At 40.8% G+C, this 23772-nt stretch carries 19 protein-coding genes and 1 other RNA gene; 9 read left to right on the top strand and 11 right to left on the bottom strand.

Translation table 11 applies throughout. From position 1 onward, the window contains the following. Window positions 1-203: 203 nt before the first annotated feature. Entirely contained in the window at window positions 204-1277 is a 1074-nt protein-coding gene (locus R1T16_RS16435; protein ID WP_317502220.1) for a glutaminyl-peptide cyclotransferase, read from the bottom strand. Between the two features lie 88 nt (window positions 1278-1365). On the opposite strand from R1T16_RS16435, the gene ffs reads away from it, so the two are divergent. Next, window positions 1366-1463: signal recognition particle sRNA small type (gene ffs / locus R1T16_RS16430), an RNA gene on the top strand. Between the two features lie 380 nt (window positions 1464-1843). On the opposite strand, the gene R1T16_RS16425 is transcribed toward ffs, so the two are convergent. Both R1T16_RS16425 and R1T16_RS16420 read right to left on the bottom strand, forming a co-directional pair. Beyond that, complete coding sequence (locus R1T16_RS16425) at window positions 1844-2746, bottom strand: alpha/beta hydrolase (RefSeq protein WP_317502219.1); 903 nt, start codon at window positions 2744-2746, stop codon at window positions 1844-1846. Between the two features lie 33 nt (window positions 2747-2779). Next, a complete protein-coding gene (locus tag R1T16_RS16420; RefSeq protein WP_317502244.1) occupies window positions 2780-4498 on the bottom strand; it encodes a family 43 glycosylhydrolase in 1719 nt (572 codons plus the stop codon). A 278-nt stretch (window positions 4499-4776) separates the two neighbouring features. Here R1T16_RS16420 and R1T16_RS16415 point away from each other — a divergent pair, with 278 nt between their 5' ends. Beyond that, the gene (locus tag R1T16_RS16415; protein WP_317502218.1) at window positions 4777-5580 is read left to right on the top strand and encodes an SDR family oxidoreductase; all 804 of its coding nucleotides are present in this window, start codon (window positions 4777-4779) and stop codon (window positions 5578-5580) included. A 142-nt stretch (window positions 5581-5722) separates the two neighbouring features. Continuing rightward, window positions 5723-6379 carry a fructose-6-phosphate aldolase gene (gene fsa / locus R1T16_RS16410; RefSeq protein ID WP_317502217.1) on the top strand — a complete coding sequence of 219 codons (657 nt, stop codon included), beginning with the start codon at window positions 5723-5725 and terminating at the stop codon, window positions 6377-6379. A gap of 243 nt (window positions 6380-6622) precedes the next feature. Here fsa and R1T16_RS16405 read toward each other — a convergent pair whose 3' ends face one another. Next, window positions 6623-8443 carry a chloride channel protein gene (locus R1T16_RS16405; RefSeq protein WP_317502216.1) on the bottom strand — a complete coding sequence of 607 codons (1821 nt, stop codon included), beginning with the start codon at window positions 8441-8443 and terminating at the stop codon, window positions 6623-6625. A 109-nt stretch (window positions 8444-8552) separates the two neighbouring features. Beyond that, window positions 8553-9149 carry an acyl carrier protein phosphodiesterase gene (locus R1T16_RS16400; protein ID WP_317502215.1) on the bottom strand — a complete coding sequence of 199 codons (597 nt, stop codon included), beginning with the start codon at window positions 9147-9149 and terminating at the stop codon, window positions 8553-8555. 151 nt (window positions 9150-9300) lie between these two features. Between R1T16_RS16400 and glmM the strand changes: the two genes are divergently transcribed. The 4 genes from glmM (at window position 9301) to R1T16_RS16380 (ending at window position 12641) form a co-directional block, all read left to right on the top strand. Next, complete coding sequence (gene glmM, locus R1T16_RS16395) at window positions 9301-10689, top strand: phosphoglucosamine mutase (RefSeq protein ID WP_317502214.1); 1389 nt, start codon at window positions 9301-9303, stop codon at window positions 10687-10689. A 4-nt stretch (window positions 10690-10693) separates the two neighbouring features. Then, on the top strand, window positions 10694-11350 hold the full coding sequence (def, locus tag R1T16_RS16390; RefSeq protein WP_317502213.1) for a peptide deformylase: 657 nt from the start codon (window positions 10694-10696) through the stop codon (window positions 11348-11350). A gap of 75 nt (window positions 11351-11425) precedes the next feature. Beyond that, a complete protein-coding gene (locus R1T16_RS16385) occupies window positions 11426-12031 on the top strand; it encodes a hypothetical protein (RefSeq protein WP_317502212.1) in 606 nt (201 codons plus the stop codon). A gap of 4 nt (window positions 12032-12035) precedes the next feature. Beyond that, window positions 12036-12641 (top strand): hypothetical protein, encoded by a 606-nt coding sequence (locus R1T16_RS16380; RefSeq protein ID WP_317502211.1) that lies wholly within the window; start codon window positions 12036-12038, stop codon window positions 12639-12641. A 6-nt stretch (window positions 12642-12647) separates the two neighbouring features. Here the strand turns inward: R1T16_RS16380 and R1T16_RS16375 are convergent, their stop codons facing one another. Then, window positions 12648-13370: an ElyC/SanA/YdcF family protein gene (locus R1T16_RS16375; RefSeq protein ID WP_317502210.1), complete on the bottom strand. Its 723-nt coding sequence runs from the start codon at window positions 13368-13370 to the stop codon at window positions 12648-12650. Between the two features lie 232 nt (window positions 13371-13602). After that, the gene (locus tag R1T16_RS16370) at window positions 13603-18075 is read right to left on the bottom strand and encodes a choice-of-anchor I family protein (protein WP_317502209.1); all 4473 of its coding nucleotides are present in this window, start codon (window positions 18073-18075) and stop codon (window positions 13603-13605) included. A gap of 357 nt (window positions 18076-18432) precedes the next feature. Between R1T16_RS16370 and R1T16_RS16365 the strand changes: the two genes are divergently transcribed. Then, window positions 18433-19020 (top strand): Crp/Fnr family transcriptional regulator, encoded by a 588-nt coding sequence (locus tag R1T16_RS16365; protein WP_317502208.1) that lies wholly within the window; start codon window positions 18433-18435, stop codon window positions 19018-19020. Between the two features lie 270 nt (window positions 19021-19290). Here R1T16_RS16365 and R1T16_RS16360 read toward each other — a convergent pair whose 3' ends face one another. Together R1T16_RS16360 and R1T16_RS16355 are read right to left on the bottom strand one after the other, a co-directional pair. Further along, the gene (locus R1T16_RS16360; RefSeq protein WP_317502207.1) at window positions 19291-20145 is read right to left on the bottom strand and encodes a hypothetical protein; all 855 of its coding nucleotides are present in this window, start codon (window positions 20143-20145) and stop codon (window positions 19291-19293) included. Next, window positions 20145-21527: a DUF3696 domain-containing protein gene (locus R1T16_RS16355; protein ID WP_317502206.1), complete on the bottom strand. Its 1383-nt coding sequence runs from the start codon at window positions 21525-21527 to the stop codon at window positions 20145-20147. Before R1T16_RS16355 ends, R1T16_RS16360 begins: the two co-directional genes overlap by 1 nt. 294 nt (window positions 21528-21821) lie before the next feature. Between R1T16_RS16355 and R1T16_RS16350 the strand changes: the two genes are divergently transcribed. Next, entirely contained in the window at window positions 21822-22412 is a 591-nt protein-coding gene (locus tag R1T16_RS16350) for a phospholipid scramblase-related protein (RefSeq protein WP_317502205.1), read from the top strand. Between the two features lie 74 nt (window positions 22413-22486). Here the strand turns inward: R1T16_RS16350 and tpiA are convergent, their stop codons facing one another. Both tpiA and R1T16_RS16340 read right to left on the bottom strand, forming a co-directional pair. Beyond that, the gene (gene tpiA / locus R1T16_RS16345) at window positions 22487-23239 is read right to left on the bottom strand and encodes a triose-phosphate isomerase (RefSeq protein ID WP_317502204.1); all 753 of its coding nucleotides are present in this window, start codon (window positions 23237-23239) and stop codon (window positions 22487-22489) included. Next, the gene (locus R1T16_RS16340; RefSeq protein WP_317502203.1) at window positions 23239-23739 is read right to left on the bottom strand and encodes a TlpA disulfide reductase family protein; all 501 of its coding nucleotides are present in this window, start codon (window positions 23737-23739) and stop codon (window positions 23239-23241) included. Before R1T16_RS16340 ends, tpiA begins: the two co-directional genes overlap by 1 nt. Window positions 23740-23772 lie beyond the last annotated feature (33 nt).

The raw sequence follows: 23772 nt of genomic DNA, 5'->3' as shown, positions 1-23772 counted from the left end.
TGTAGTTTTATTCATACCTAATAATTCAGGTTATGAATTATTGAGAGATAAAAGCTGTGAGCATAATTATCAATGAATTGCAGTTAAAACAAATGAGCCCGGTTAAATACCGGGCTCATTCTTATTACATATCTTTTATTACGTTATATAGCTTTGACAGGACTTCTAATCTCCGGCAACTATCAACTGATAACCGACAACTATTATTCGTGTATCCTTATCTCAAACATCTTATCCCAGTTCTTACCGGTAACAAAGAATGTTTTTGTTTTAGGGTTGTATGCAATACCATTAAGCACATCGATATCTTCATGCTGCGTTACTTTGCTTTTAAGGGCAGAAAGGTCTAAGATAGCTTCTACCGCACCGTTTTTAGGATCTATAACCGCAAGAGCGCTCTTTTGGTACACGTTGCCGTATATCTTGCCATCTACCCATTCCAGTTCGTTTACAGCCGGAATTTTAGAACCCTTAGTATATACATTAAGGTAATCGGTCTCTTTAAAAGTTTCAGGGTCTACAATATAGATCTTTTCAGAACCATCTGTCATGTACAGGTTCTTTCCGTCATTGGTAAGTCCCCAGCCCTCTGTCTGTTTAAAGTATGGTAAGGTTTTTATTTTTGCAAGGGTATTGGCATCATATACATACGCTTCATTACGCTTGTAGGTAAGTTGGTATATCTTGTTGTTAAGCACTGTTGCACCTTCGCCAAAGTTCTGCTCATCCAGTTTAGTGCTTTTATAAACTTCACCTGTTTTAGGATTAACCTTGCGGATATCAGAAACCGCCCTTTTTCCTGACGGGCCGGATCCGCTTCCTGTACTTTCAATAAGCGTATCACGTAAAAATTCAAGTCCCTGTGTGTAGGCAGTAATATCGTGAGGGTAGGTATTCACGATGTCGTACTTAAGTATCTTAGGCGTTATGTTGCTCATAAGTTCCACGCGTCCCGAAGCCTCTGCATTGTCGCCGTTATAATACACAAGCGCTTTTATGTTCTGGTAACCGAATTTTTGGCCGTTAAGTGCAAAATCCAGTTTTTTATTAGCAGCAGACGTACCTATTTTTTTGTCGTTGATGTAGTATACAACAGAGTCGATCTCCTTTTTTTTAGCATTGGTAACCTGTAGCGGAAGTGTTTCCTGAGGCTCATATTGCTGTTTTATGCCTGTAGTATCTATGCCGAATAAATTTTTTTTATCTTCTTCGCTATCGCCACACGATACCGCAACGGCTCCCAATAAAATGAAAGCTAATAAGTTATGTTTTTTCATGGTTAAATAAATAATAAAGCCAATATACAATTGTATTTTATATCTGGCAATTGCCTTGCGAAAATACAAAAAGATTGTATATTTGCAGCGGCAAGTCCTACACGACCAGCTCCTGCTGACTCCTCCAGGGTGGGAACACAGCAAAGGTACGCGGTTGAGCGGTGCGATGTAGGTCGCTTGCCATTTTTTTTTTTAAGGTAGTCTCCCAATCGGGGGATTTTTTTTACCTCACCCCGGCCCTCTCCAAAGGAGAGGAAGAAGCTTCAATCATAATAGCTTAATGAATCTCTAACAATTATACTTCGCTTTTTTAATATTGACTAACTCTGTTACCATGTCTACGGAAATACAGAGAGAAGTAAAGCTATTGGCTGAGTATGTGTTACGAGTGAAGCTAAGGCTTTAAACTCTGTAGCGTTAATAAAATTATGAAAGAGGCGTTAAGAAGCATTCACTGTTTGAGCCGAAGGCGAGTTCGAATGGTTTAGCCGAGTGAAATAATTTTTAGCCTAAGGAGTTCAGCCTTGAATTTTTGTTTCTTTTGTTTCAAGACAAAAGAAAAGCAGCTATAAAAACTTCTCGGCAACCAGCCAGTTCTTAAGGTTATCCATCCACTTATCGGCGGTAGTCTTGTTGTTCATTCCGTAACCGTGCTCACCATGCGGGTAAAGCAGCATTTCGCCATAAATTCCGTTTTTGAACAGTGCTTCGTAGTAAGCAATACTGTTGCCAACAGGTACTGCGCCATCGTCTGCCGAATGCACTAAAAATGCTTTTGGAGTGTCTTTGGTTACCTGAAGTTCGTTAGAATATAGTTTGATTACATCGGCTGACGGATTTTTACCCACCAGATTATCGCGGCTGCCCATGTGGGTAAGGGCATCGTTAAAGCTGATTACGGGATATAAAAGTATCGAAAAATCAGGTCGTAGCGACGTATGCTTCGGATTGTCTATCACCTGCCTTTTGTATTGTGTTGATGCCGTTGCGGCCAAATGCCCTCCGGCAGAAAAGCCCATGATGCCCAACTTCGCCGGATCTATATTATACTTGGCAGCATTTTCGCGCACCAGCTGAAAAGCGCGCTGTACATCCTGAAGCGGACCAATAGCCTTATCTTTCATGATAGCGTCATTCGGCAGGCGGTATTTAAGGATAAGGGCTGTTATGCCCATATCGTTTAGCGCCTTTGCGACATCTATGCCTTCATGGCCTGCTGCCAGCATTCCGTAACCGCCACCGGGGCAAATAATGACTGCACTTTTTGTAGCGGACTGCTTTTTAGGCTTGTAAACTGTTAGGGTAGGTACAGATACATTGGTTATTACGATAAAACCATCATTTGTGGTTTTCTCGGTGTTGACAGATGATATGCTGTTAGGTATTGCGCCGTCATATAACGGAACGACCTGTTGTGCCGAAACGGTTAGTGTAGTTACTAGGGACAGTACTAAAATTGTTTTTTTCATTGCTATACTGGTATAAAAACCGAAGGTACTATTTTATTTTACATGCTGCGTATCGGTGCCGCGGGTAATGCCATTTTCGTTAGAACTGTCTACAGTAAAGTAATAGTCTTCTTTGTTGGAAAGTGAATTTATCTCAAGCTCGTTTGTGCCATAAACCTGGTAATTAAGATATAACTGGTCCGGCTTTCTGCCGTAACGAATGTTGTACCCCACGGTCTTTGCATCGGCTTTCCACTTTAATTGTACCGAACATTCATCTGCCTTATTGCGTGTGATAGTAAGTCCTGACGCTTTAGCCGGACTCTTGCCGTCGCCCTTGCCAAATATCCTGAAGTCTGATACTGCAAATGTACCCGACGGCGTACGCAGGTTAGTAAGCTTAAGATAACGTGCCTTTACAGGTTTGTCTAAAATTATGTAGTCATGAGGGGCATCGGCGGTGTTAGCCGACTTGTCAGCAAGCATTTTCCAATTCTTGCCATCTACAGAATATTCTACTGTATATTGGTAGTAAATATCTTTTTCCCTTCCAAAGAGCTTCGTATCATTCTCTGCAAAATTGACCTGTAACGTATTTACTGCCTGTGATTTTTGCAGGTCTATAGACAGCCATTCGCCCTTATCGCCGCTTTTTGCGCTCCAGTAGGTTCGTATATCTTCATCAGATGCCAGCGCTGTTTCGTGTCCGTTCAACGCAGATGAAGCCGTGACAGGTTTTTTATATGACAATAGCATTTGCCCTGGAGCATAATCAGCTTCTCCGTTCGTTTTCTTCTGCGGAATCGTCATTGGGAAATCACCAAATCCTGTGTAGGTATAAATAGTTTCTTCGTCTTTAAAAAAGGCAGGGAACAGGCTAAGCCTGCGTTCAAAATTATGTTTTACTGATATGGTCGTGGTAGTTATATGCCAATAGTTGCCATACTTGTCCTGAAACGTCCCGCTGTGGCCGGCACCCGTGGCAAAACCACCCGGGCGGTAAGAGAAGGGGTTGTTTTCTAACAGCGTGAACGGGCCTTTAGGCGAATCGGCAACATACATCCCATCGCAGTAGCTCCTGTATTCTGTACCCGGAGTTGAATATTGCAGGTAATATTTGCCTTTGAATTTTGTCATCCATGCACCTTCGGTCCAGGGTTTGTCTTTGCTTTTGTTGGTATCACCCGGGCGTTCCCACCCGTTTACCGCTATATTTTCGTTCATGCAGGCCGTTGGCTCGCCGATAGGATTTAGTGTTTTGCGGTCCATTTCTACAACGTAGATAGGGTTTACATTAGAGCATCCGTAGTACATATACAGCCTGCCGTCATCGTCAAGAAACAGGTCGGGATCGGTAAGCGGAATAGGGAAACCCTTGTTCACCACCTGCCATCGTCCTGACTTTGGATTATCTGACTTAAATATCTTACTGCTTGGTGAGTCCTGCGTAGATGCAACAAAATAAATAGCATCGTCCATTACCACTGCCGCCGGTGCGTAATCTTCAAACGGAAGGTCGGGCGAGGTAATAAAATCCCAGTCGGCCAGGTTTGTAGAATGCCAGTAGCCACCCGATTTAGAAGCAAACAGGTAATATTCATCTTTGTAGGTTACGATAACAGGATCTGCGGCTTCGCGCCTTGACGGCTTGTCCAGGCAAAACCTGTAGTTGAGATTTAAGGGATTGCAGATAGTCACTGCTTTATCTGACTGTGAAAATGCAGCCTGCATTCCTAACAGTATAAGTCCTATATAATACGATTTCTTAATCATCAAACGTTTGCGTTAGTAGGTTGCTAATATAGTCAATTTGACTATAAGTTATTCGTTTGATGAATTTTTTTTGCCTCACCCAACCCTCTCCAAAGGAGAGGGGGCAACTTCACTCAATACAATAAAAACTGAACAGGTTCGAGTACTCCTCTCTCTAAAGAAGAGGGGCTGGGGTGAGGTGAATTAACAGTACCGGTAAAACACATAACGCGCAATCGTTATCTAAGTTTGCTTATGTATCTGTTAAACCTTAATTTCGCCCTCCAAACAGTTTAAAGATGAGCAAAGTTGTATTTATTACCGGCGGATCGTCGGGCATTGGCAAATCGATAGGTGAATTCCTTCACGCAAAGGGCTACACGGTATATGGCACGAGCCGTACTCCAGAGAAGGTGACAGGTTCTGTTTTCCCATTGGTAGCATTAGACGTGCGTAATGCACAAAGCATCCATAGTGCAGTAGCCGAGGTAATTACCAAAGCCGGAACGATAGATGTACTGGTGAACAATGCAGGAGTGGGAATTACAGGTCCGCTTGAGGAAATCCCTGCCGATGAGATACGCAACAACTTTGAAACCAATCTGTTTGGTCCAATTGAGGTAATGAAAGCGGTGCTTCCGCAGATGCGTGCGCAGGGCAGCGGACTCATCATCAATGTAACATCAATCGCGGGTTACATGGGGCTTCCGTACAGGAGTGTGTACTCGGCGAGCAAAGGGGCGCTGGAGCTTATTACCGAAGGACTTCGTATGGAAGTGAAGCAGTTTGGCGTTACCATAACAACCGTAGCACCGGGCGATTTTGCGACTAACATTGCAGCAGGCCGTTACCACGCTCCTGTGGTTAAGGGATCGGCTTACGAAAAGGTATATGGCGATATCCTGGCTACCATGAACGACCATGTGGATGCCGGCAGCGACCCGGTACAGATGGCAGAAGCGGTATATGGCATAATGAAGACGCCAAACCCCGAAGTGCATTACAAAGTAGGGGTGTTCATGCAGAAGTTCTCTATTGTGCTAAAGAGGATACTGCCGGGTAAAGTGTATGAAAAGATGCTTATGAACCATTATAAGCTTTAAGATATAGCGATTACATAACAAACAGCATAGCCATTGGTTATGCTGTTTTTTTATTCGGTAAAAAGAAGGATTGCCTCTTGCGTGGCATTTTATAAATTGTAGATTTGCAACAACAATCCTAACACAACAAACATTTATACTGATGAAATTTTTTATCGACACAGCCAATCTGGCACAAATTAAAGAAGCCCAGGAAATGGGAGTTCTTGATGGTGTTACCACTAACCCTTCGCTTATGGCTAAAGAGGGAATCACCGGGAAAGACAATATCCTTAAGCATTATGTAGACATCTGCAATATTGTAGATGGCGATGTAAGTGCCGAGGTAAATGCCCTTGATTTTGAAGGTATGGTTAAAGAAGGTGAAGAACTTGCCGAACTTCATGAGCAGATCGTTGTAAAACTGCCAATGACTAAAGACGGTGTTAAAGCAGCTAAATATTTCTCTGACAGAGAGATAAAGACAAATGTAACCCTTGTGTTTTCTGCCGGGCAAGCGTTACTTGCAGCTAAAGCAGGTGCTACTTATGTATCTCCATTCATCGGCCGCCTTGACGATATTTCTACCGATGGCCTTGCGCTTATCGAAGAGATTCGTCTGATATATGATAACTACGGGTTTGAAACCGAGATACTTGCTGCTTCAGTGCGCCACACCATGCACATCGTGAACTGTGCTAAGATAGGTGCCGATGTTATAACCGGGCCTTTATCTGCGATTGCAGGTTTATTAAAGCACCCGCTTACCGATATTGGGCTTGCACAATTTATTGCCGATTTCGAGAAAGGAAACAAATAATATACCGATCGGTATATTTTTAGATACGATTTCACAAAAAAAACGGGCCGTTAGTTTTAACGGGCCGTTTTTGTATTTTGTAAACTTTCAAAAAGTCGTTTTTAGGCGAAATTCAGAAAAACCAAATGCGTAACATTAATTTGGTATTATTTGGTTTTCAGTGTATTATAAAATTTAATTTTACGTACAAAAATGGCGTTTTGAGAACAGGAAGCGTAACATTAACATTTAAAAATTAAGTCCTTATTCAATGACCATTTCCTTAAGTTTTGCCCTGTATTCTTCCAGTATTTTTGCCTTGTAAATGAACCCAAAATAACGGTCTTCTTTTATAAGCGGCAGATAATCAGTGTGTGATGCCTCAAACTTTTCCATTATCATCTCTATGGAATCTTCCATACAGGCAACTTCCGCTGGAACGGTTATCATATCAGCCAGCGGCGTGTACTTTATCTGGAACTGGTTGAACAAAATGTGCCTTACCTTGTTAAAATCTACAATGCCAAGCAGGTTTTTCTTGGCATCAATTACTGCAAAAACAGTCTGTTTTGTAGTTGCCATAAGGCCAACAATATCTTCTGCTTTTTGGGTCGGCGAAAGCGTAATCATCTCGGTATCAATTACGTTAAGTATATCAATACCGGATAGTATATTCTTGTCTTTATCCGATGTAAATACGTCTCCTTTAGCGGCTAAGTGTTTTACATCCATCGAGTGTTTTTCAAACTGCTTGGACACTGCGAAGCTAATGGACGATACGATCATAAGCGGTACCATTAGTCCGTAACCTCCTGTTATCTCACCGATTAGGAAGATAGCCGTAAGTGGTGCATGGAATAGTCCGCTTAGTATTCCGGCCATACCTACAATGGTAAAATTGCTTACCGGGATGTTATCTGAAAAGCCTATCAGCTCAAAGAACTTGGCAACAAAAAAGCCAAGATAAGAGCCCACAAAAAGCGATGGGGCAAAGTTACCGCCGTTGCCACCGCTGGCAAGTGTAAGTCCTGTAGCATAGGCTTTTAAGAGTGTAGTAAGCCCTATAAAAAGAAGCAGTATCCATCCGTTGTGCTTAAAGGGCTCGAGCATTGTATTGTCTAATATATTCTCTGCCTGCCCGTTAGAAAGCATCTTGATGGTCTCGTATCCTTCTCCAAACAGGGTAGGGAAAAAGAATATCAGTATACCCAGCGGAATAGCTCCGTAAAGCGCTTTACGATAGCCTTTTAAGCGCAGTCTGGCAAAATGGCCTTCTACTTTTTGAAAGGTGCGTGCATGATAAAGCGATACGAATCCGGCAAGGATTCCCAGCAATATATAATATGGAATGTTATGATAATCAAAGGTTAACTGCTGCCTGAAAGATAATAATACTTCTTCATTAAGTGTGATGGTAGATACAAGCGCACCTGTAGCCGCCGATATCATGATAGGGATGAACGCTGTTATGGTAACATCGGTAAGGACTACCTCAATGGCAAACAGAACCCCCGCAATAGGAGCGTTAAATGCAGCGCCTATACCGGCTGCAACACCACAGGCCAACAGTAATATCCTGTCTTTTTGGGATAATTTGTATTTCTGTGCAAAGTTAGATCCAAAGGCCGCACCCGTAATAGTGATAGGTGACTCAAGCCCTGCTGATCCTCCTAAACCTACTGTAAGTGAGCTGGTTATTATCTGCGCATACATTTGCTTGCGGGGCATGATACCTCCTTTTCGCGCAACGGCAAAGAGGATTCGCGAGCTGCCTTTTTCAATGCGCCCGTCCAGTACCCGCTTCACTACAAATACGGTAAGCAGTATACCTACCACAGGCAGTATACTGTTGATATACGGAAGCTTAAGATAACCGTTTACATAATTGGCAAAGATAAAAACGTTGTGTGCGAACGATTTAAGTACTATCACAGCAAAGGCTGTAGATATGGCCACTACTACGCAGGAGAGGTAAATAAAGTGCCTTTCAGAGAGCAGGCTTTTAAGTATAAAGAACAGCGTTTCCAGGCGTCTCAGGTTACTTCTTAAAAATAATCTTAGCTTTGAAACTTTGCGGTTTTGCATTTTAAACAAATAAATTTTTTTGGAAAATGGAATAAAACGCTAAGTTAACCCATTTGTTAAAAAAATTCGCAATAATTAGTCATTTTTTAAGGAATCGGTATTGAACTGTTTATACGGTTTCGCCTTCAAGTTCGGCAGTCTTCTCTTTGATATATGCCTGAATCTGCTCAAAAAAGTCGGTAAACTCGGCTTCGTATTCATTATAGAATTCAAGCATCTCATCTACAGAGGTACGCATCCCTGATTTGTTCTTGGTACGGTGGTCCATCTGCGTGAGTATTCGCCCTATGCCTTCAACGGTTGCGTAGCTTAACAGCCAGTTGTGCTCAATCATATGGGGCATCATACCTTTAGTACGCTCTGTGAGTATATCGTAGTTTTCTTCCAGCGCCTTATAAAATTGCAGTGTGTACTCTTTTAGCGGAGTAGCATGATAATTTGCCCAGTTTTTTGCCAGGAAATGATCGTAATAAATATCCATAATTACACCTGCGTAATGGTGGTAGCGTTCATGCAGGCGTTTTGTGCCCTGCCTGAAAATAGGATGTGCATCGGTATAGGTGTCGATAGCGCGGTGCAGTATGATTCCTTTTTGCACATCTGCAGGAAAACCATCGGGTTTGCCATGGATGCCATCTGCCATCAGGTTGCCAATTTTTACAAGGTCGTTATCGCCCGAAAGGTATATGTGTGCAAGGAAGTTCATAGGCACAATTTAGCGAAAACTTTCGTTACGACAATGCACCAATGCCCATTTTATATATGTTTTAAGGCTTTTGTTCATAAAAATCCTATGGTATTTAAATATCAAATCTCGTGGATGGCTTATATTTGCGGTACTAAAATTTACAAACCAAATGACATTAATCAAATCAATATCAGGTATCAGGGGTACGATAGGAGGACAGACGGGCGATAACCTGACACCTGTTGATGCCGTTAAATTTGCATCAGCGTACGGAACATGGCTTAAAGGCCACGCCGGAAAAGATAAACTTACAGTAGTAATAGGCCGTGATGCACGTATATCGGGCCCAATGATACAAAACCTTGTTGTTAATACGCTTGTAGGCCTTGGTATTGATATCATCGACCTTGGGCTGTCTACAACACCAACGGTTGAGATTGCCGTACCGCTTGAAAAAGCTGATGGCGGAATTATACTTACAGCCAGCCATAACCCAAAACAATGGAATGCGCTAAAGCTGCTTAATGAAAAAGGCGAGTTCTTAAGTGGTGCCGATGGCGCTAAAATACTGGAGATTGCAGACAATGAAGCGTTTGATTTTGCCGATGTAGATAACCTGGGTGAGGTTACAATCAACGATGCCTACATGGATATCCATATTGATGAGGTGCTTGACCTGCCTTTGGTTGATGCCGAAGCGGTTAAAAAAGCAGGCTTTAAAGTTGTAGTAGATGGTGTTAACTCATCGGGTGGTATCATCATTCCTAAACTGCTGGAACAGATGGGGGTAGAGGTAGTACGCCTTTACTGCGAACCTAACGGACATTTCCCTCACAACCCTGAGCCGCTTAAGGAACACCTTGGCGATATCTGCGAACTTGTGGTTAAGGAGAAAGCCGACTTTGGTATCGTGGTAGACCCGGATGTTGACCGTTTGGCATTTATTTCTGACGATGGCGAAATGTTTGGCGAGGAGTATACCCTTGTGGCATGCGCCGATTATGTTTTGAGCAAAACACCGGGCAATACGGTATCTAATATGTCATCGTCGCGTGCACTTCGCGATATCACGCAAAAGCATGGCGGTACGTATGAAGCCAGCGCTGTAGGCGAGGTAAACGTAGTTGAGATGATGAAAAAGAACAACGCCATTATAGGGGGAGAAGGCAATGGCGGTATTATTTACCCTGAACTGCATTATGGCCGCGATTCGCTGGTAGGTGTGGCATTGTTTCTAACTTACTTAGCCGAAAAGAAAATGAGCGTAGCCGCCTTAAGGGCGTCTTACCCTCAGTATTACATGAGCAAAAATAAGATCGAGCTTACACCGCAGATAGATGTAGACGCTATCCTTGTGGCTATGGGCGATAAATATAAAAACGAAGATATCACTACGATTGACGGTGTAAAAATTGATTTTGCCGAAGAGTGGGTACACCTTAGAAAATCTAATACGGAGCCGATCATCAGGATCTATACCGAAGCGGCGACACAGGAAAAAGCAGATGCCCTTGCTGTAAGGATCATCGACGAAATTAAAGCCGTAGCGGGAATCTAAAACCATGAAAAAAATAATTGTTACATCATTCTTATTGCTGCTTACCATTGGCACTCAGGCGCAGTCGCTTAGGCTGACGGAGGCTGAAAAGGCACTTGTGACTTCGGGAACAAAAAAAGACATGATGCGCGTATTGCAGATTACCAATGAAGCAGACGCCAAAATACTAAGGGGCGTCTCTACAGATGTTAACCTTAAGGATGAAAGCCTGCCATTGCTTATAGGCAGGATGCTGGCTACTGTAAAAGACCCTGCCAATACCGGCGTGGGTATTGCAGCGCCACAGATAGGGATAAACAAAAATTTGATACTTATCCAGCGTTTTGACAAACCGGGCGAACCATTTGAGGCATTACTAAACCCTAAGATCCGCTGGAGGTCGGCATTGCTGCGCAAAGGTGCAGAAGGCTGTTTATCTATCGCTGATAAAAGGGGCGATGTGCTACGCAGCTACACGTTAGAGATAACGTATTATGATGCCGATGGTAAGTTTCACGATGAGATCATAGAAGGTTTTACGGCTGTTATCTTTCAGCATGAAACAGACCACCTGTTAGGCATATTGTTTACCGACAGGCTTGAGCAGCAAACTATCCCGGACTACCAACCGTTAAACGGCGAAGTGAATTTCTTCCTGGAGCATAAACTAAAAAGGAATTAAGTACATATAATATTTAAATATGCCCTCTGTTATGCAGAGGGTTATTTTTTTATATTTATATAAAAAATGCCTGCTATGAACATTTTCAAACTGCTGTTCTTGATCTGTCTATTTACTTTTCAAAATACTTTTTCTCAAAAGTATGATTGTGGCTGGTATGGGAAAAAAACGGTTGACGAAAGAAATAAGGTATTCCCTTTTGATAAGGCCAGGAAAGTTGTGCTCATAGCATACAGTAATAAGGAATTGGGGTCTGAAGAAGATGATAACCTTTCGCTAAATGAAGTAAAAAATGTTAATCCTGATATAATCAATAAGTATGTAATTGATATTGAAAACAGGCCTATAGTTTATTTTTCGACTGAAGAGATTGAGCTGGCAAAAGAGGATGTAGATAAACTTAGTAATATATTGGTGAATTATAAGCTAAGAAAAATTCCGAAAGGTGGCCTTGCTGCCGGCGCAAATTGCTATACACCCAGGAATTCGATATTGTTTTTTGATGAAAATGATAAGATTTTCTGTTACTACGAAATTTGTTTTGAATGCGAAATAACGTCGATGTACCCTGATCCTAAAAATTTAAACAAATATTCTAATCTCGAAGGATGCGAAGAAAAATTAATGACTATAAAGAACCTTTTCAGGAACAGCGGAATACAATATGGAACTGATAGATAAATATATGAAGAAAGCGTTTCAGCTAATAGCTACTATAATTATTTTCTTTATAAACCAAAATACTTTTTCTCAAAAGTACGACTGTGGCTGGTATGGCAAAAAAACGGTTGCCGAAAGAAATAAGGTGTTTCCGTTTAATAAGGCAAAGAAGGTAGTTCTGATTTCCTACTTAGGAGAAATGGATGGATATTTAAAAAAAGGTGATACCAGAGATTTTAATGAAGCCAACGGTATTATTAAGACAGAAAATATAACTATTGGAAATCATAAGGTTTCTTATAAAATAAAAGAAGAGATTGTAATTGACCGGAAAAGTGTTGAAGAATTAAGCAACATCATGGTCAATTACACATTAAAGCATAAACCAAAAGGTATGCTGCTAATCTCGGAAGCGGCCTGCTATACACCACGAAATTCTGTTTTATTCCTCGATGAAAAGGACGAGGTTATCTGTAACTTTGAAATTTGTTTTGAGTGTTTTAGAACTAATATGTATCCTGATACTGCCATTAATAACTATTCCCAAATCGAAGAATGTTATCCAAGATTTGAATTACTGAAGGGGTTTTTCAGTAAGAACGGAGTAAAATACGGAGTAGAGGACAACTAATCCTGACTACTTAAACCACTTATAATACAACTGCGCACTGTATTCATAAAATGCCATTTCGGTATAAACCAGCTTAAAGGAAGATGGATACCAGTTGCACATTGCCTCTCTTGTGCCTTCTTTTATAAAAAATCCGGTAGGGGCAGGTATAGGCTTCATACCCAATTTTTTAAAGACCAGCATAGCACGCGGCATGTGGGTAGCATTAGTTACGAGTATGAATTTATTTTGTGTGCCAAAACGCTTTTTATACGCCAACGCTTCTTCGTAGGTATTTCGGGGTGAGGTTAAGGTTATCGTGTCCTTTGGCGCTACGCCAAGGCTAACGGCGGCTTCACTAGCTATGGTTGCTGTGGGTACTTTATCGTTTACAGCATAACCCGAAAATGCAATTGGCGCAGATGTCGACGATTTATAAATCCTAACGCCCTCCGTAACCCTTTCCAGCGATTGCACCGATAATTTCTGACTTGGATAGAGTGAGTTATCCTCAGCATGGTAATTACCCAAAACAAGTATGGGCAGTCTTTCTGAGCCTTTATAAACAGGGTATTGCTGTTCCAGCTGCCTCAACAGGTAAACGGGCAGCGGCGTTACCGAAAACAGGAATATTTCGGCGAATGCCAGTATGACGACAATCTTTCCCGCTTTTTCTTTTTCGAACTTATACAGTACTAGGGCTGCAATTATAAACAAGAAGAAAATAGTAACAGGATTAAAGATGGTCATAGTATACAGGCGATTTAACAGCACAAGTTAAATAAATTATTTTGTTCTGAAATCTCTTTTAGGATTTTGTATTATATGAATTGTCCCCGGCGGGGTGGTATATTATAATTTGCAGCATCTCAATTAAATTGTGCTAATTAGTGTAATTTGTGGCTTATAATAAAGATAAAATCCTGCCTTTTTAGGGGCAGGACTTTCAATGAAAAAATTAAAAAACACGAATCTTTTACTCTTATTTTACGAGTAGTTTTTTCACGATACCTTCGGATGTTTTGATCAGGTAAATACCTGCCGCCATTCCTGATGTATCTATTGTAAGGGCATCTTTTGCCGATAAGATCATTTTTCCGCTGTAGTCGTACACTTCGATATCCGCAGCACGGTTAAAATAAGCTACTCCGCTTACAGACGGGTTAGGGAATACCACAAAAGTTTTAGGTTCAGGGTTAAATTCTCCATTGCCAAGAAGTGTAGTGTCAACTTCAAATATGGTAAGCGTACCGCTTATTTCGTTAGCAACGATAATGTAATCTTTACCGTCAGGGCTGTCAGCAGCTTTAATGTGCGTAATGCCTTCCGGACCGTGGTCTCCTGTATAGGCAGATACGCTTCGGCTGTTCTTGTAGTCTGCAAATTTCACGTCTGCCGGGTCTGTAACATCATACACCATAACACCACCTACACGCTCAAGGCTTATGAAAGCAAAAGTCCTGTCGGCAATCTGTGCGGTAGTTACACCTTCTGCTTCAGGTCCTTTAGCACGGCTCCTGCTTTTGAAAGAGTTATCCTCGTGGTCTGAGTTAAATAACGGACTGATAGATGGGGCAGCAGCGGTATACATTTCAAAGTCGTCGCCACTGTCATATACAAGCTCTTTAGTATCTGCATTGAAGATTGAGAACGAGCGTCCGCCAAGGGCGTAGATCTGGTCGTAAGCAGTACCATTGTTTCCTGAAAACGCACTAACCCTTAAACGGCCTGCATTGTGTGTCTTTTTAAGCATTGCAGCCTGTGGGTAAGCAGCAGCATCAAGGTTGTATGATGCAGCGCCTATAGTAGTTCTTTCTACAAAACCTGTGTATTCTTTCTCGTCACCTTCGTTTGCCGTAACAATGTAGTTTACACCATTAGCACTGTAGGTAGAAGCACCATCCGGCTGATAGTATGACTTGATAGGCCAGTTAGCGATTAGCACCTCACCATTGTTGTCTGAGATATCAAAACCATTACCCGGGAGGCTGTGGTCTTTAGTACCTAACGCCCAAACCGACGTAATTGATTTGTCTGCAAGGTTAATTTCTGCAACAGCATTGTTTTCCTGTAGTGTAACCCATGCTTTTTGAGAATCTGCTGCCGTAGTGATGTATTCCGGCTCAAGATCCTGCGACAGGGTACTGCTGGCTTTTAGTTTCCTCACACCAGAAGCCATAAGAGCAGTTTCCTGTGCATTAAATGCAGTAAATAATAATGTTGTAACGTTTGCCTGCGTAAGATTTGCGGCACCGCCTGTAATGTCTATGATACTTACCGATCCTTCAGGGTCAATGGTATAGTCACTGTTTGGCTGGCCTTCATTGGCAGTAAGTACTTTTGTTCCGTCAGGAGTAAAAGAGATATTGTCGGGTAGCGCACCTACAGTTACCTGTTTGATGAATGTACCGTCAGTATCAAAGAATACAACGGTTCCGTCAAGGTGTTCTAAAGTATTTGGCGAAGCCACTGCTACAAGCCCGTTTTTAACGGCTACGCTTGTAACACCACCATAAGGGTTCATATCTATAGATTCTAACACTTCAGGAGCTGTAGGATCAGTAAAGTCGATTACATCTAAGAAACCTGCAACCGCGCTTGTAGTGAATAGTTTTTTGCTTGGCGCATCATACACAACAATCTCGCATGTACTTTCGCCTGAACCTGAAGGGTCAAAGCTGCCCACATAGTTAAGTTCTATAGTCTGGTTAGGAACAGGGGCAAGCCTGTCGTTATCTTTAATATAGATAGTTGCCAGCGATTCTCCTGCAATTTCTACACCATTAGCATTCTCAAGGCTAAGAACAAAATATTCTGCCTGCTGCTCTTCGGCTGTATCGTCAATGATAGGAATGGTGATCGTATGCGTTAACGGGCTTGACCCTGTAAACGTAAGTGTTTGTGTAGCAAAGGTAAAGTCTTCACCTGCAACAGCAGTACTGAAAGGCGCGGCCTTAAGCACAAGATCTACCGTACCCGCCGATGGGCTGTCAAGGTTAATCACGAAGTTTAGTGTGCCGTGGTTTTCGTTTACCGTTACAAAGTCTTTTGCAAAAGAAACTTTTGTAGCAAATGTAAAGCTGAAGTTATATGCACACGCCATTGCAAGGCCTGAAGCATCAACAAGGTTGTCTACAGTTAGTGTGTTTTGAGAACCTGCAGCAAACGGAGTAGCGAATGTAAGCGTTACCGTGTTACCGTTAAGCGTGGCTGAAGTTAAACCTGCCACACCTGTATAGTTTGCAATATTTGTAGCAGAAGCTGCTTCAAGTGCATTGTTGAAAGTAAGTACTATGGTAGTGTTTGTAGCAGCTACAGCAGTCTGTACCGTTGGTGCACCCGGGAAAGCCCATGCAGGCCATGTTTGCGGAGCAGTTGCACCTGCAACACCTGTCCAGTTAGCCGGGTTTAGTATAGATGCCTTTAAGTTGGCCGGGGCACCTGTCTGCGGACCATTGTAAAATGCATTTACCGTGTTCCCGCTTACGTTAGCAGGGTTAGTGCTAAGGTTAAGCGCTGTTGTACCGTCAGTTAATCCGTTAGGGATCATAGAAAGGCTTCCTCCGCAATCTGCGTTGGCAGACACCCATCCGTTAGAGGTAAGCGCTGTAATGTAGTTAGGTGCAGCAGCTGTACCAGTGTAAACAATTACCTGGTCACCACCAGAGCTAAGTCCGAAACCTGAACCCGTAAGCGATCCTGTATTTGCAACAAGTGCCGATGTCTGGATTGAAATAACCGAACCTGCAGGAACGCAGTCTGTTGCTGTCCATACGATACCGTTAGCACACTGAGGTGTTGCATTGGTAGTATATTTTGAATCGGTAAGGGTAATAAATGTACCCGGAGCGATATTTACAAAAGTAAGAAGCGATACTTCGTCTTCCGCACCTGTAGCATTCATTCTGTATGCTGTAAATACCATGTCACCGGCAGTGATAGGCGATTGTACAGCGATAGTAGTGAATATTGATGATTTTGTTTCTGTAAGTGCGTTATCGCTTAGATCTTCTACAGTATTGCCAAGAAGCGCAACATAGTACTGCTGTCCGTTAAGCAATGCTGTTGTTGGAACTATAGTAATCGTATTGTTTGCAAATGCAGCGTTAAACGGAACAACAGCTCCGTTTTCGTCGTTAAGGCGAAGTGTTACGAGCGCATCTACATTAGTATTGTTTATGGCAGAATTGTCTATAAGCCTTACCGCTTCATTAAGTGCAATCGTAGGCTGCACAGAAACCTCAAGGTTTGCAGCGTTGTTTGCCGGAGTGATAACCGCAACCGGAGCTGCCGTATCGCCACCGCCCACGCTGTTACCGTGAACTGTAAGGTTGTCAAAACGGTTGTTTCCTGCTGCACCGCCCGGAGCCGCTGCAAATTCTACCTTAAGTTTTAGGTTAGGGTTGTTGTCTGCTGCTGTAATAGCCGAAAGGTCAAGCGTGGAAAGGGCAGGATCGCCATCTACCGGCAGTACCGTTGTAAGCACTGTGTATGTAGTTCCGTCAGCCGAGTACGACCACGTTTGTGTACCTGCTCCCGAACCTGAACGTTTAGTTGCAAATTTTACAACTATATTTTCATATCCTGTAGTAGGCACTGCAAATTCAAGTGTACCGCCTATTGGGGTGTTGAAACGCAAGTGTGTACCTGCTGCATCGCCGTTTTGCGCGTTAAGGTTTAGTACATTGAAGTTTTGTCCTGTACCGCCGGCAAAGTCAATCACGCTGCTGTTTGTGCCAGCTGTTGCAGTAATTGCCGCACCTGTAACTGCCGATTGCGTTACCGTAGTTATAGAAGCTATCGAAGCATTATCATTAAAGTTCCAGTAGTGGATAAGTGATGGTGTTACCACTACCGATCCGTCTACCGTAAAGTTGTCAAAACGGTTGTTTCCCGCTGCACCTCCCGGAGCCGCTGCAAACTCTACCTTTAGCTTAAGGTTTGCATTATTATTAGCTGCTGCGATAGCCGAAAGATCAAGTGTAGCTAAGGCAGGATCACCATCTACAGGAAGCACAGTTGTAAGTACTGTATAGGTTGTCCCGTCAGTTGAGTACGACCATGTTTGTGTACCTGCTCCCGAACCTGAACGACGGGTAGCAAATTTTACCACTATATTTTCGAAACCTGTTGTTGGTACTGCAAATTCAAGTGTACCGCCTATCGGGTTATTGAAACGTAAGTGCGTGCCTGCTGCATCTGTACCTTGTGCATTTAGGTTCAGTACATTAAAGTTTTGTCCTGTACCGCCTGCAAAATCAATTACGCTGCTGTTTGCGCCTGCAGTTGCAGTGATAGAAGCACTGCCAATAGTTTGTGTAGGGGTTGTAATGGCTGCTACCGAAGCATTGTCATTAAAGTTCCAGTAGTGAACCAGGGTTTGCGCTCCGCCTGACTCTGCCATAAGGCATAATCCTGCAAGCAGCAATCCTTTTTTTAAGTAGTTGTTTAACATGGTATTTTTGGTTTTTATAGTGTTACAAAAATCCATGTTATGGTTTATCTTACCATTAACCCAGTAATAAAGTAGTATTAAGAAGCTTAGGATTAATGTATGTTTATCGTAAAGCAAAAGTTGCTCTCTTAACTGTACCGTAACTTTGTTGAGGTTTAGCGTTACAAAATCAGGGTTTTAGCAAGTTATTAATCGTTTTATACAACTAAACTTACAAAAGGCAATATTACCCGAAAGTTAAAAAAAGTGTTTAAGTGCAGCGGGCTACTTTTGGTTACAATGTAAATATCCAAAGAAAAGTTAAACCAAAACCAACCGTAACATATTGTAATTAAATTAGCTACAAAAATAAGAGCTATGCAAAAATTAATTACATATATCAATTCGCTTACAGGAATATCAAACGAAAGCTGGGAAGCATTGTTGCCGGCACTTACCAAAAAGGTATTTGCAAAAGGAGAATTATTGCTTGCTGCAGGCGAGGTTTGCAATTCACTTTTTTTTATAGAAGAAGGCTTTGTGCGCACGTATGCCGAAACTGACGGAAAGGAAATAATCAGCGCACTGCATTTTGAAGAGGAGATTGTAACAAATGTAAACAGCTTTTCTACAGGAAGTGTGTCAGGATATTCAATTGAAGCCTGCGAACCCGTAACGGTTATCGTTGTTGATAAGTTAAAATTACACGAAGCAGGCCTTAAAGCGCCACAGGTGGCAGTATTGCAAAAAAACTGCCTGAACTTTACTGCTGCACGGGCTGATGAGCATACTGAGCTGTTTGATCTTTATACGCCTACCGAACGTTATGAATACCTTGCCAGGAATAAGCCCTACATACTGCAAAGAGTACAGCCTGTGCTGCTGGCGGCTTATTTACAGCTGGGGCGTGAAAGCTTTAACCGTATGCGTAAAAGGAAAGCTGAGTTTAAGGAACGCTCTCTATAAATAATATAAGCGGTAGTTGTTGACCGCTTTTTTATTTGCCTATAACTTCCTTTCTGTGGGCCTGTCCCCAGTGATACAGTGACTCCAGTATGTTGTTAATAGATTTTCTGTAAGCTGTAATTACTATTTTACCTGGCGATATTGATACGACAGAACAACTATTGCAACAGCTTTATTAGTCAAGCTTACCAGCATTAAGACAGCCGTAGGCATACTTGATTACGCTGATTGACGATATTGAAGAACTCGAAATCATCGATAAAGAAAGTATTAACGCAAAGGGAAAAATTTAGTACACTTTGCTTTCCATTTCAATAATAAAGAAGGATCGTACAAAACAGAAATTTCCCATGTAGGTTCTGAAATATTAGTATTTACATGGGAGTTGTCGAAAGTTACTAGGAGTCCCTCAAAGAGAACCTTTCTTTCATGAATTAATTTTGAATCCCTTGAATAGTACAGCTTAAGCTTTCCTCCTAACTGTTTTCTAAGTTCTTTTTGTGAATCGTGAAGGTCAGGAATTGTAGTCTTTCTGTCAAGTCGCGTGTAATAATGTATATGTTTATTTTTAAATATGGAAAAAAAAACATTGTAACGTTCTCGATCAAAGATAGAAACTTCTCTGATGATTCTAGGTAATTTGAAGATGCTTTCAACAAAGCTTTTGATCTCTGTATTACAAGTGAAATTATGGCAGCTGACTACAAATCTATTCTTTGTTAGCAATTCATATTTTATCCATTCAATATTGATAGGTGAGATCCGATCAAGAACCAGTATATTAGGAACTGACGATTTAAGATTTTTAGTGTCAGTTGCGGTAACAGGGATTGTCATAGTCTCAGGCGAATTAATTGCGAGATTAATAAATTCGTCATCAACTTCATCTTTGTGTTCTTCTAAATTAGTTATGGTAATTCTATTTTCAACATACAGTTCTACAATGTAATTTCGAAAATGGTCAACTAAATCATCTCCTATAGATGAAGTAATCATGTCAATATATTTTGTTGAAAATTCCATTTGAGAAGTGGAATACATCAGGTCTAAAATAGGTTTGACAACTCGAACATCTTTCAGATTAAAACCTTGTTTTATTGTGTCTGAATGTAAAAGTGTTGTCATTATAAAAGTTCTCTAACTAAATTATAAGAAGTGTCAAAAAAACCTTCGGGAAAATTAGGACTTAACTTTCCATCCTGTAAAATTTTATGCTCTGTAATATTGAATTTGTCAGTATCTCTTCGAAAATAATGGATGCTGACATCTTCTGGTTTCAAGTCATATTTTTTTTGTTTAATCATGACTTGTAGTTTACGAACAATATGCTCAGAATGTGTTTCGATGAAATATACATTTTTAGGTCCTATTCCTAATAAGGTATCGATAAATCTAGCTTGTAATTTTGGATGCAAATGAACTTCCGGTTGTTCAATAAGGAGTGCTTGACCATATCTTGTATAATGTTCAGATAGTATAGCCTGAAACAATATTGGAATCTGTAAAGAAACACCATAGCCTACATCTGTAATGTTGGACCAAAAGTCTTTTGTTTTTACATTCAAAGCTAAAACGGGTAAACGATTATCCTTAATTATATCCAATTCTTCCGCTATTCCAAAATCCTTAATGGTTTTATTTAAAAGCTCCAACCATTCTGTCGACTGTTTTTCTGAAAGTGTAGGATCACTTAAAACATTTAAAACTCTTTCTAAATCTATTTGACTATACGTGGAACGTTTGTCTTCTCGGAAATAAAATCTCTTTAGTGAAGTTCCTATCGGATTTACAAATCTTATTTTAAGAATATTATCCTCTACATAATTCTGAAAAACTAATAGATAAACAATCTTGTAAAACACATCAAAAAAGTCCTCTCCATATCTTTTAATTGCTAAGTCTTTTAGTTCATATTCAAGTAAGGTAAAAAAGCCTTCTTTTCCAGCCGGACAGTCTTGAAACACACCCTTTAAATCTCCAAAATCATAAACAACATCACAATATAATTTATTAGGATTTTCTTCGCGAGGTTTTTTATGAACTAGTTCAACCTTTCCTATAATAGAATTTTGAAATACTGTTTTTAAAGTTGTGTGGTCGTCCAACTTGTTAGAAATTTCTACATTAACTGAGGTAGATGATTTTTTAAATAATTTTGACCAACTTTTAACTTTAGCAGACTCCTTTTTGTTTATGTGTTTTTCTGCCTCTTTTACGTGTTCTAAAAAAAAGTCATGATAGCGTTCATCGGATTCGAAACCCAGTTTAATTCGTAGTTTTTTATTTTTCTGATAAATTACTTCTTCAAAATTACCTAAGTCAGTAAAATCGCCTAATAACTTTAAGTTAGATTCTGTTGGGCTATCCATTGTCTGTTTTAATGCCAACAATAATTTAAGCAATGAACTTTTTCCACCGCTATTCTCACCTATTAGAATATTAACTTTTGAAAAATCAAATGACTGATTTTGAAAACTTCTGAAATTGTGAATATTGACTTTGAACATGAATTAAGATTTTTTAACAAATTAAACTAAAAATATTACACTTATAAATAGCTAAGTTTATTTATAATAATTCTAAATAATATTGTTTTGTGTATCTTTATTGCGGTTGCTCCATAACCGGTAAGTTAATACACCAAAAAAAAATAACACAAAACGTTAAGATTAATTTATAATTTATAAGAAAATATTTATTTACTTTCGCCTCCACTCAATCAATCATAGTGGATGCCAGAACCCACTTTAATAAACGGGGCGTATACCGAAAAGCCTTATGAGTAGGGATAGATTATAATTATGAGTTCTGATTTTTTTGAATCTAACAGTTATTTTATTGACGAAAAGGTAAACCTTTTTAAATTTGAGAATGTGTATCAGCTTTATGATGATAAAGGACAGCATATTGGTGCCATAAAACAGAAACTTACAACAGGGCAGAAGCTTTTAAGGCTGCTTTTAAATAAAGGAATGCTTCCTTTTATGTTAGAGATCGTAAACCTTGATGGTAAAGTTCAGGCAACGGTTTCAAGGGGGTGGACATTCTGGATGTCTAAGATTGTAATTACCGATGCTAATGGTGTGCCTGTGGGCAGCATTGCGCAGAAGTTTAAACTTTTTAAACCTACCTTTAAGATATCAGACAACGCGGGTGTTGTGGTTGGGCAGATTACAGGCGACTGGAAAGCATGGAACTTTAAGATCAGCGATGCTAAAGAAAACCAGATAGGGGCTATCTCTAAGAAATGGGCAGGCGCAATGAAAGAAATCTTTACTACAGCCGATAAGTATAACGTTGTTATCAACGATGACTATGCAGATAAAAAGAACAAGCTTGCCATCCTTGCAGGAGCCATAACTATTGATATGGTGCTTAAAGAAGCAAAGTAATAACAATCGATACAGATATAAAAAAAACGCGGTAATCTCTTACCGCGTTTTTTATAGTATATCGTATCTAAAAATTAGATGGCGTTTACAATAGCAAGGAAATCATCTGCTTTAAGCGACGCTCCGCCAATTAGCCCGCCGTCAACATCCGGTTTACCGAAAATTTCGCGTGCGTTATCTGCTTTAACGCTTCCTCCATAAAGGATAGAAGTATTGTTAGCCACAGTCTCGCTTACGTTTGCAGCAATAAGGTTACGGATGAAGGCATGCATTTCCTGAGCCTGCTCAGGAGAAGCTGTTTCGCCTGTACCAATAGCCCAAACTGGCTCATAAGCAAGAACGACGTTGTTCCAGTCGCTTTCTGCAATGTGGAAAAGACCTTGTGTCAATTGCGCTTCAACAAGGTTAAAGTGACCGCCCGACTGCCTGTCTGCAAGCTCTTCACCGAAGCAGAAGATAATGGTAAGATTATGCTTAAGTGCAGTAGTTACTTTTTGAGCCAATAATGCATTGGTTTCCCCAAAGTAAGCCCTTCTTTCAGAGTGGCCTAAGATTACAGTATTTACATTGATGCCTTTAAGCATACCTACAGAAATTTCGCCTGTGTAAGCGCCATTTTCTGCCTGGTGCATGTTTTGTGCAGCAACAATAATACCTGTACCTGCAGTTTGGTTAACTGCAGCCTGAAGGTTAACAAATGTAGGCGCTACTACAACTTTAGCAAGGCCGCCATTTTGTTTTTTCTCGATCAGTTCAGCAAGAAGCGCTTCAGTTTGTGCGCTGTCGTTGTTCATCTTCCAGTTTCCTGCAACGATTTGTTTTCTCATTATTTAAGTTTTTTTAGAATAGCTATAAGTTTTGCATCATCTGCCTCTATGGCTTTAAACAATGCAATTTTTCCGTTTTTGTCTACCACCATGTAACGCGGAATCCAGTCCAGCTTGATGTCTTTTGCAAAGTCGCCTTCTTTCATGCTTTTGCCTACGTGGTAGTTGTCGCCTTTTACAGCATATTTTTCAATGCCCTCTTTCCATTTGTCGTCGACCCTGTCATACGATAAGAATACATAAGCTACATTAGGAAACTGCTTTTGCAGGTCGTGTACCTTTGGCATTCCTTTAATGCAGTCAGGGCACCATGATGCCCATACATCTATTACAACGGTCTTGCCTTTATGTTTGGCAAGCACATCTTTAAAGGTAACTTCTTTGCCGTCAAGGGCAGTCATTTTAGAATCCAGGGCTGCTTTTGTAAAAGCAGTGTCCTGAGCCTGCGTGCACGATACTATGCTTAACAGAAATATAGGTAATAAAAGTAATTTTTTCATTTTTCTAAATTAAAGAGTAACAAATTTACAATA

Source organism: Flavobacterium sp. DG1-102-2 (assembly GCF_033042555.1).
GTDB lineage: Bacteria > Bacteroidota > Bacteroidia > Flavobacteriales > Flavobacteriaceae > Flavobacterium.
Note: the sequence above shows the minus strand (reverse complement) of the source record. Positions and strands in the feature narration are given on the sequence as shown.

Coding starts and splice junctions, on each gene's coding strand:
- R1T16_RS16435 (WP_317502220.1), bottom strand. CDS start 1,277: ATGAAAAAACATAACTTATTAGCTTTCATTTTATTGGGAGCCGTTGCG.
- R1T16_RS16425 (WP_317502219.1), bottom strand. CDS start 2,746: ATGAAAAAAACAATTTTAGTACTGTCCCTAGTAACTACACTAACCGTT.
- R1T16_RS16420 (WP_317502244.1), bottom strand. CDS start 4,498: ATGATTAAGAAATCGTATTATATAGGACTTATACTGTTAGGAATGCAG.
- R1T16_RS16415 (WP_317502218.1), top strand. CDS start 4,777: ATGAGCAAAGTTGTATTTATTACCGGCGGATCGTCGGGCATTGGCAAA.
- fsa (WP_317502217.1), top strand. CDS start 5,723: ATGAAATTTTTTATCGACACAGCCAATCTGGCACAAATTAAAGAAGCC.
- R1T16_RS16405 (WP_317502216.1), bottom strand. CDS start 8,443: ATGCAAAACCGCAAAGTTTCAAAGCTAAGATTATTTTTAAGAAGTAAC.
- R1T16_RS16400 (WP_317502215.1), bottom strand. CDS start 9,149: ATGAACTTCCTTGCACACATATACCTTTCGGGCGATAACGACCTTGTA.
- glmM (WP_317502214.1), top strand. CDS start 9,301: ATGACATTAATCAAATCAATATCAGGTATCAGGGGTACGATAGGAGGA.
- def (WP_317502213.1), top strand. CDS start 10,694: ATGAAAAAAATAATTGTTACATCATTCTTATTGCTGCTTACCATTGGC.
- R1T16_RS16385 (WP_317502212.1), top strand. CDS start 11,426: ATGAACATTTTCAAACTGCTGTTCTTGATCTGTCTATTTACTTTTCAA.
- R1T16_RS16380 (WP_317502211.1), top strand. CDS start 12,036: ATGAAGAAAGCGTTTCAGCTAATAGCTACTATAATTATTTTCTTTATA.
- R1T16_RS16375 (WP_317502210.1), bottom strand. CDS start 13,370: ATGACCATCTTTAATCCTGTTACTATTTTCTTCTTGTTTATAATTGCA.
- R1T16_RS16370 (WP_317502209.1), bottom strand. CDS start 18,075: ATGTTAAACAACTACTTAAAAAAAGGATTGCTGCTTGCAGGATTATGC.
- R1T16_RS16365 (WP_317502208.1), top strand. CDS start 18,433: ATGCAAAAATTAATTACATATATCAATTCGCTTACAGGAATATCAAAC.
- R1T16_RS16360 (WP_317502207.1), bottom strand. CDS start 20,145: ATGACAACACTTTTACATTCAGACACAATAAAACAAGGTTTTAATCTG.
- R1T16_RS16355 (WP_317502206.1), bottom strand. CDS start 21,527: ATGTTCAAAGTCAATATTCACAATTTCAGAAGTTTTCAAAATCAGTCA.
- R1T16_RS16350 (WP_317502205.1), top strand. CDS start 21,822: ATGAGTTCTGATTTTTTTGAATCTAACAGTTATTTTATTGACGAAAAG.
- tpiA (WP_317502204.1), bottom strand. CDS start 23,239: ATGAGAAAACAAATCGTTGCAGGAAACTGGAAGATGAACAACGACAGC.
- R1T16_RS16340 (WP_317502203.1), bottom strand. CDS start 23,739: ATGAAAAAATTACTTTTATTACCTATATTTCTGTTAAGCATAGTATCG.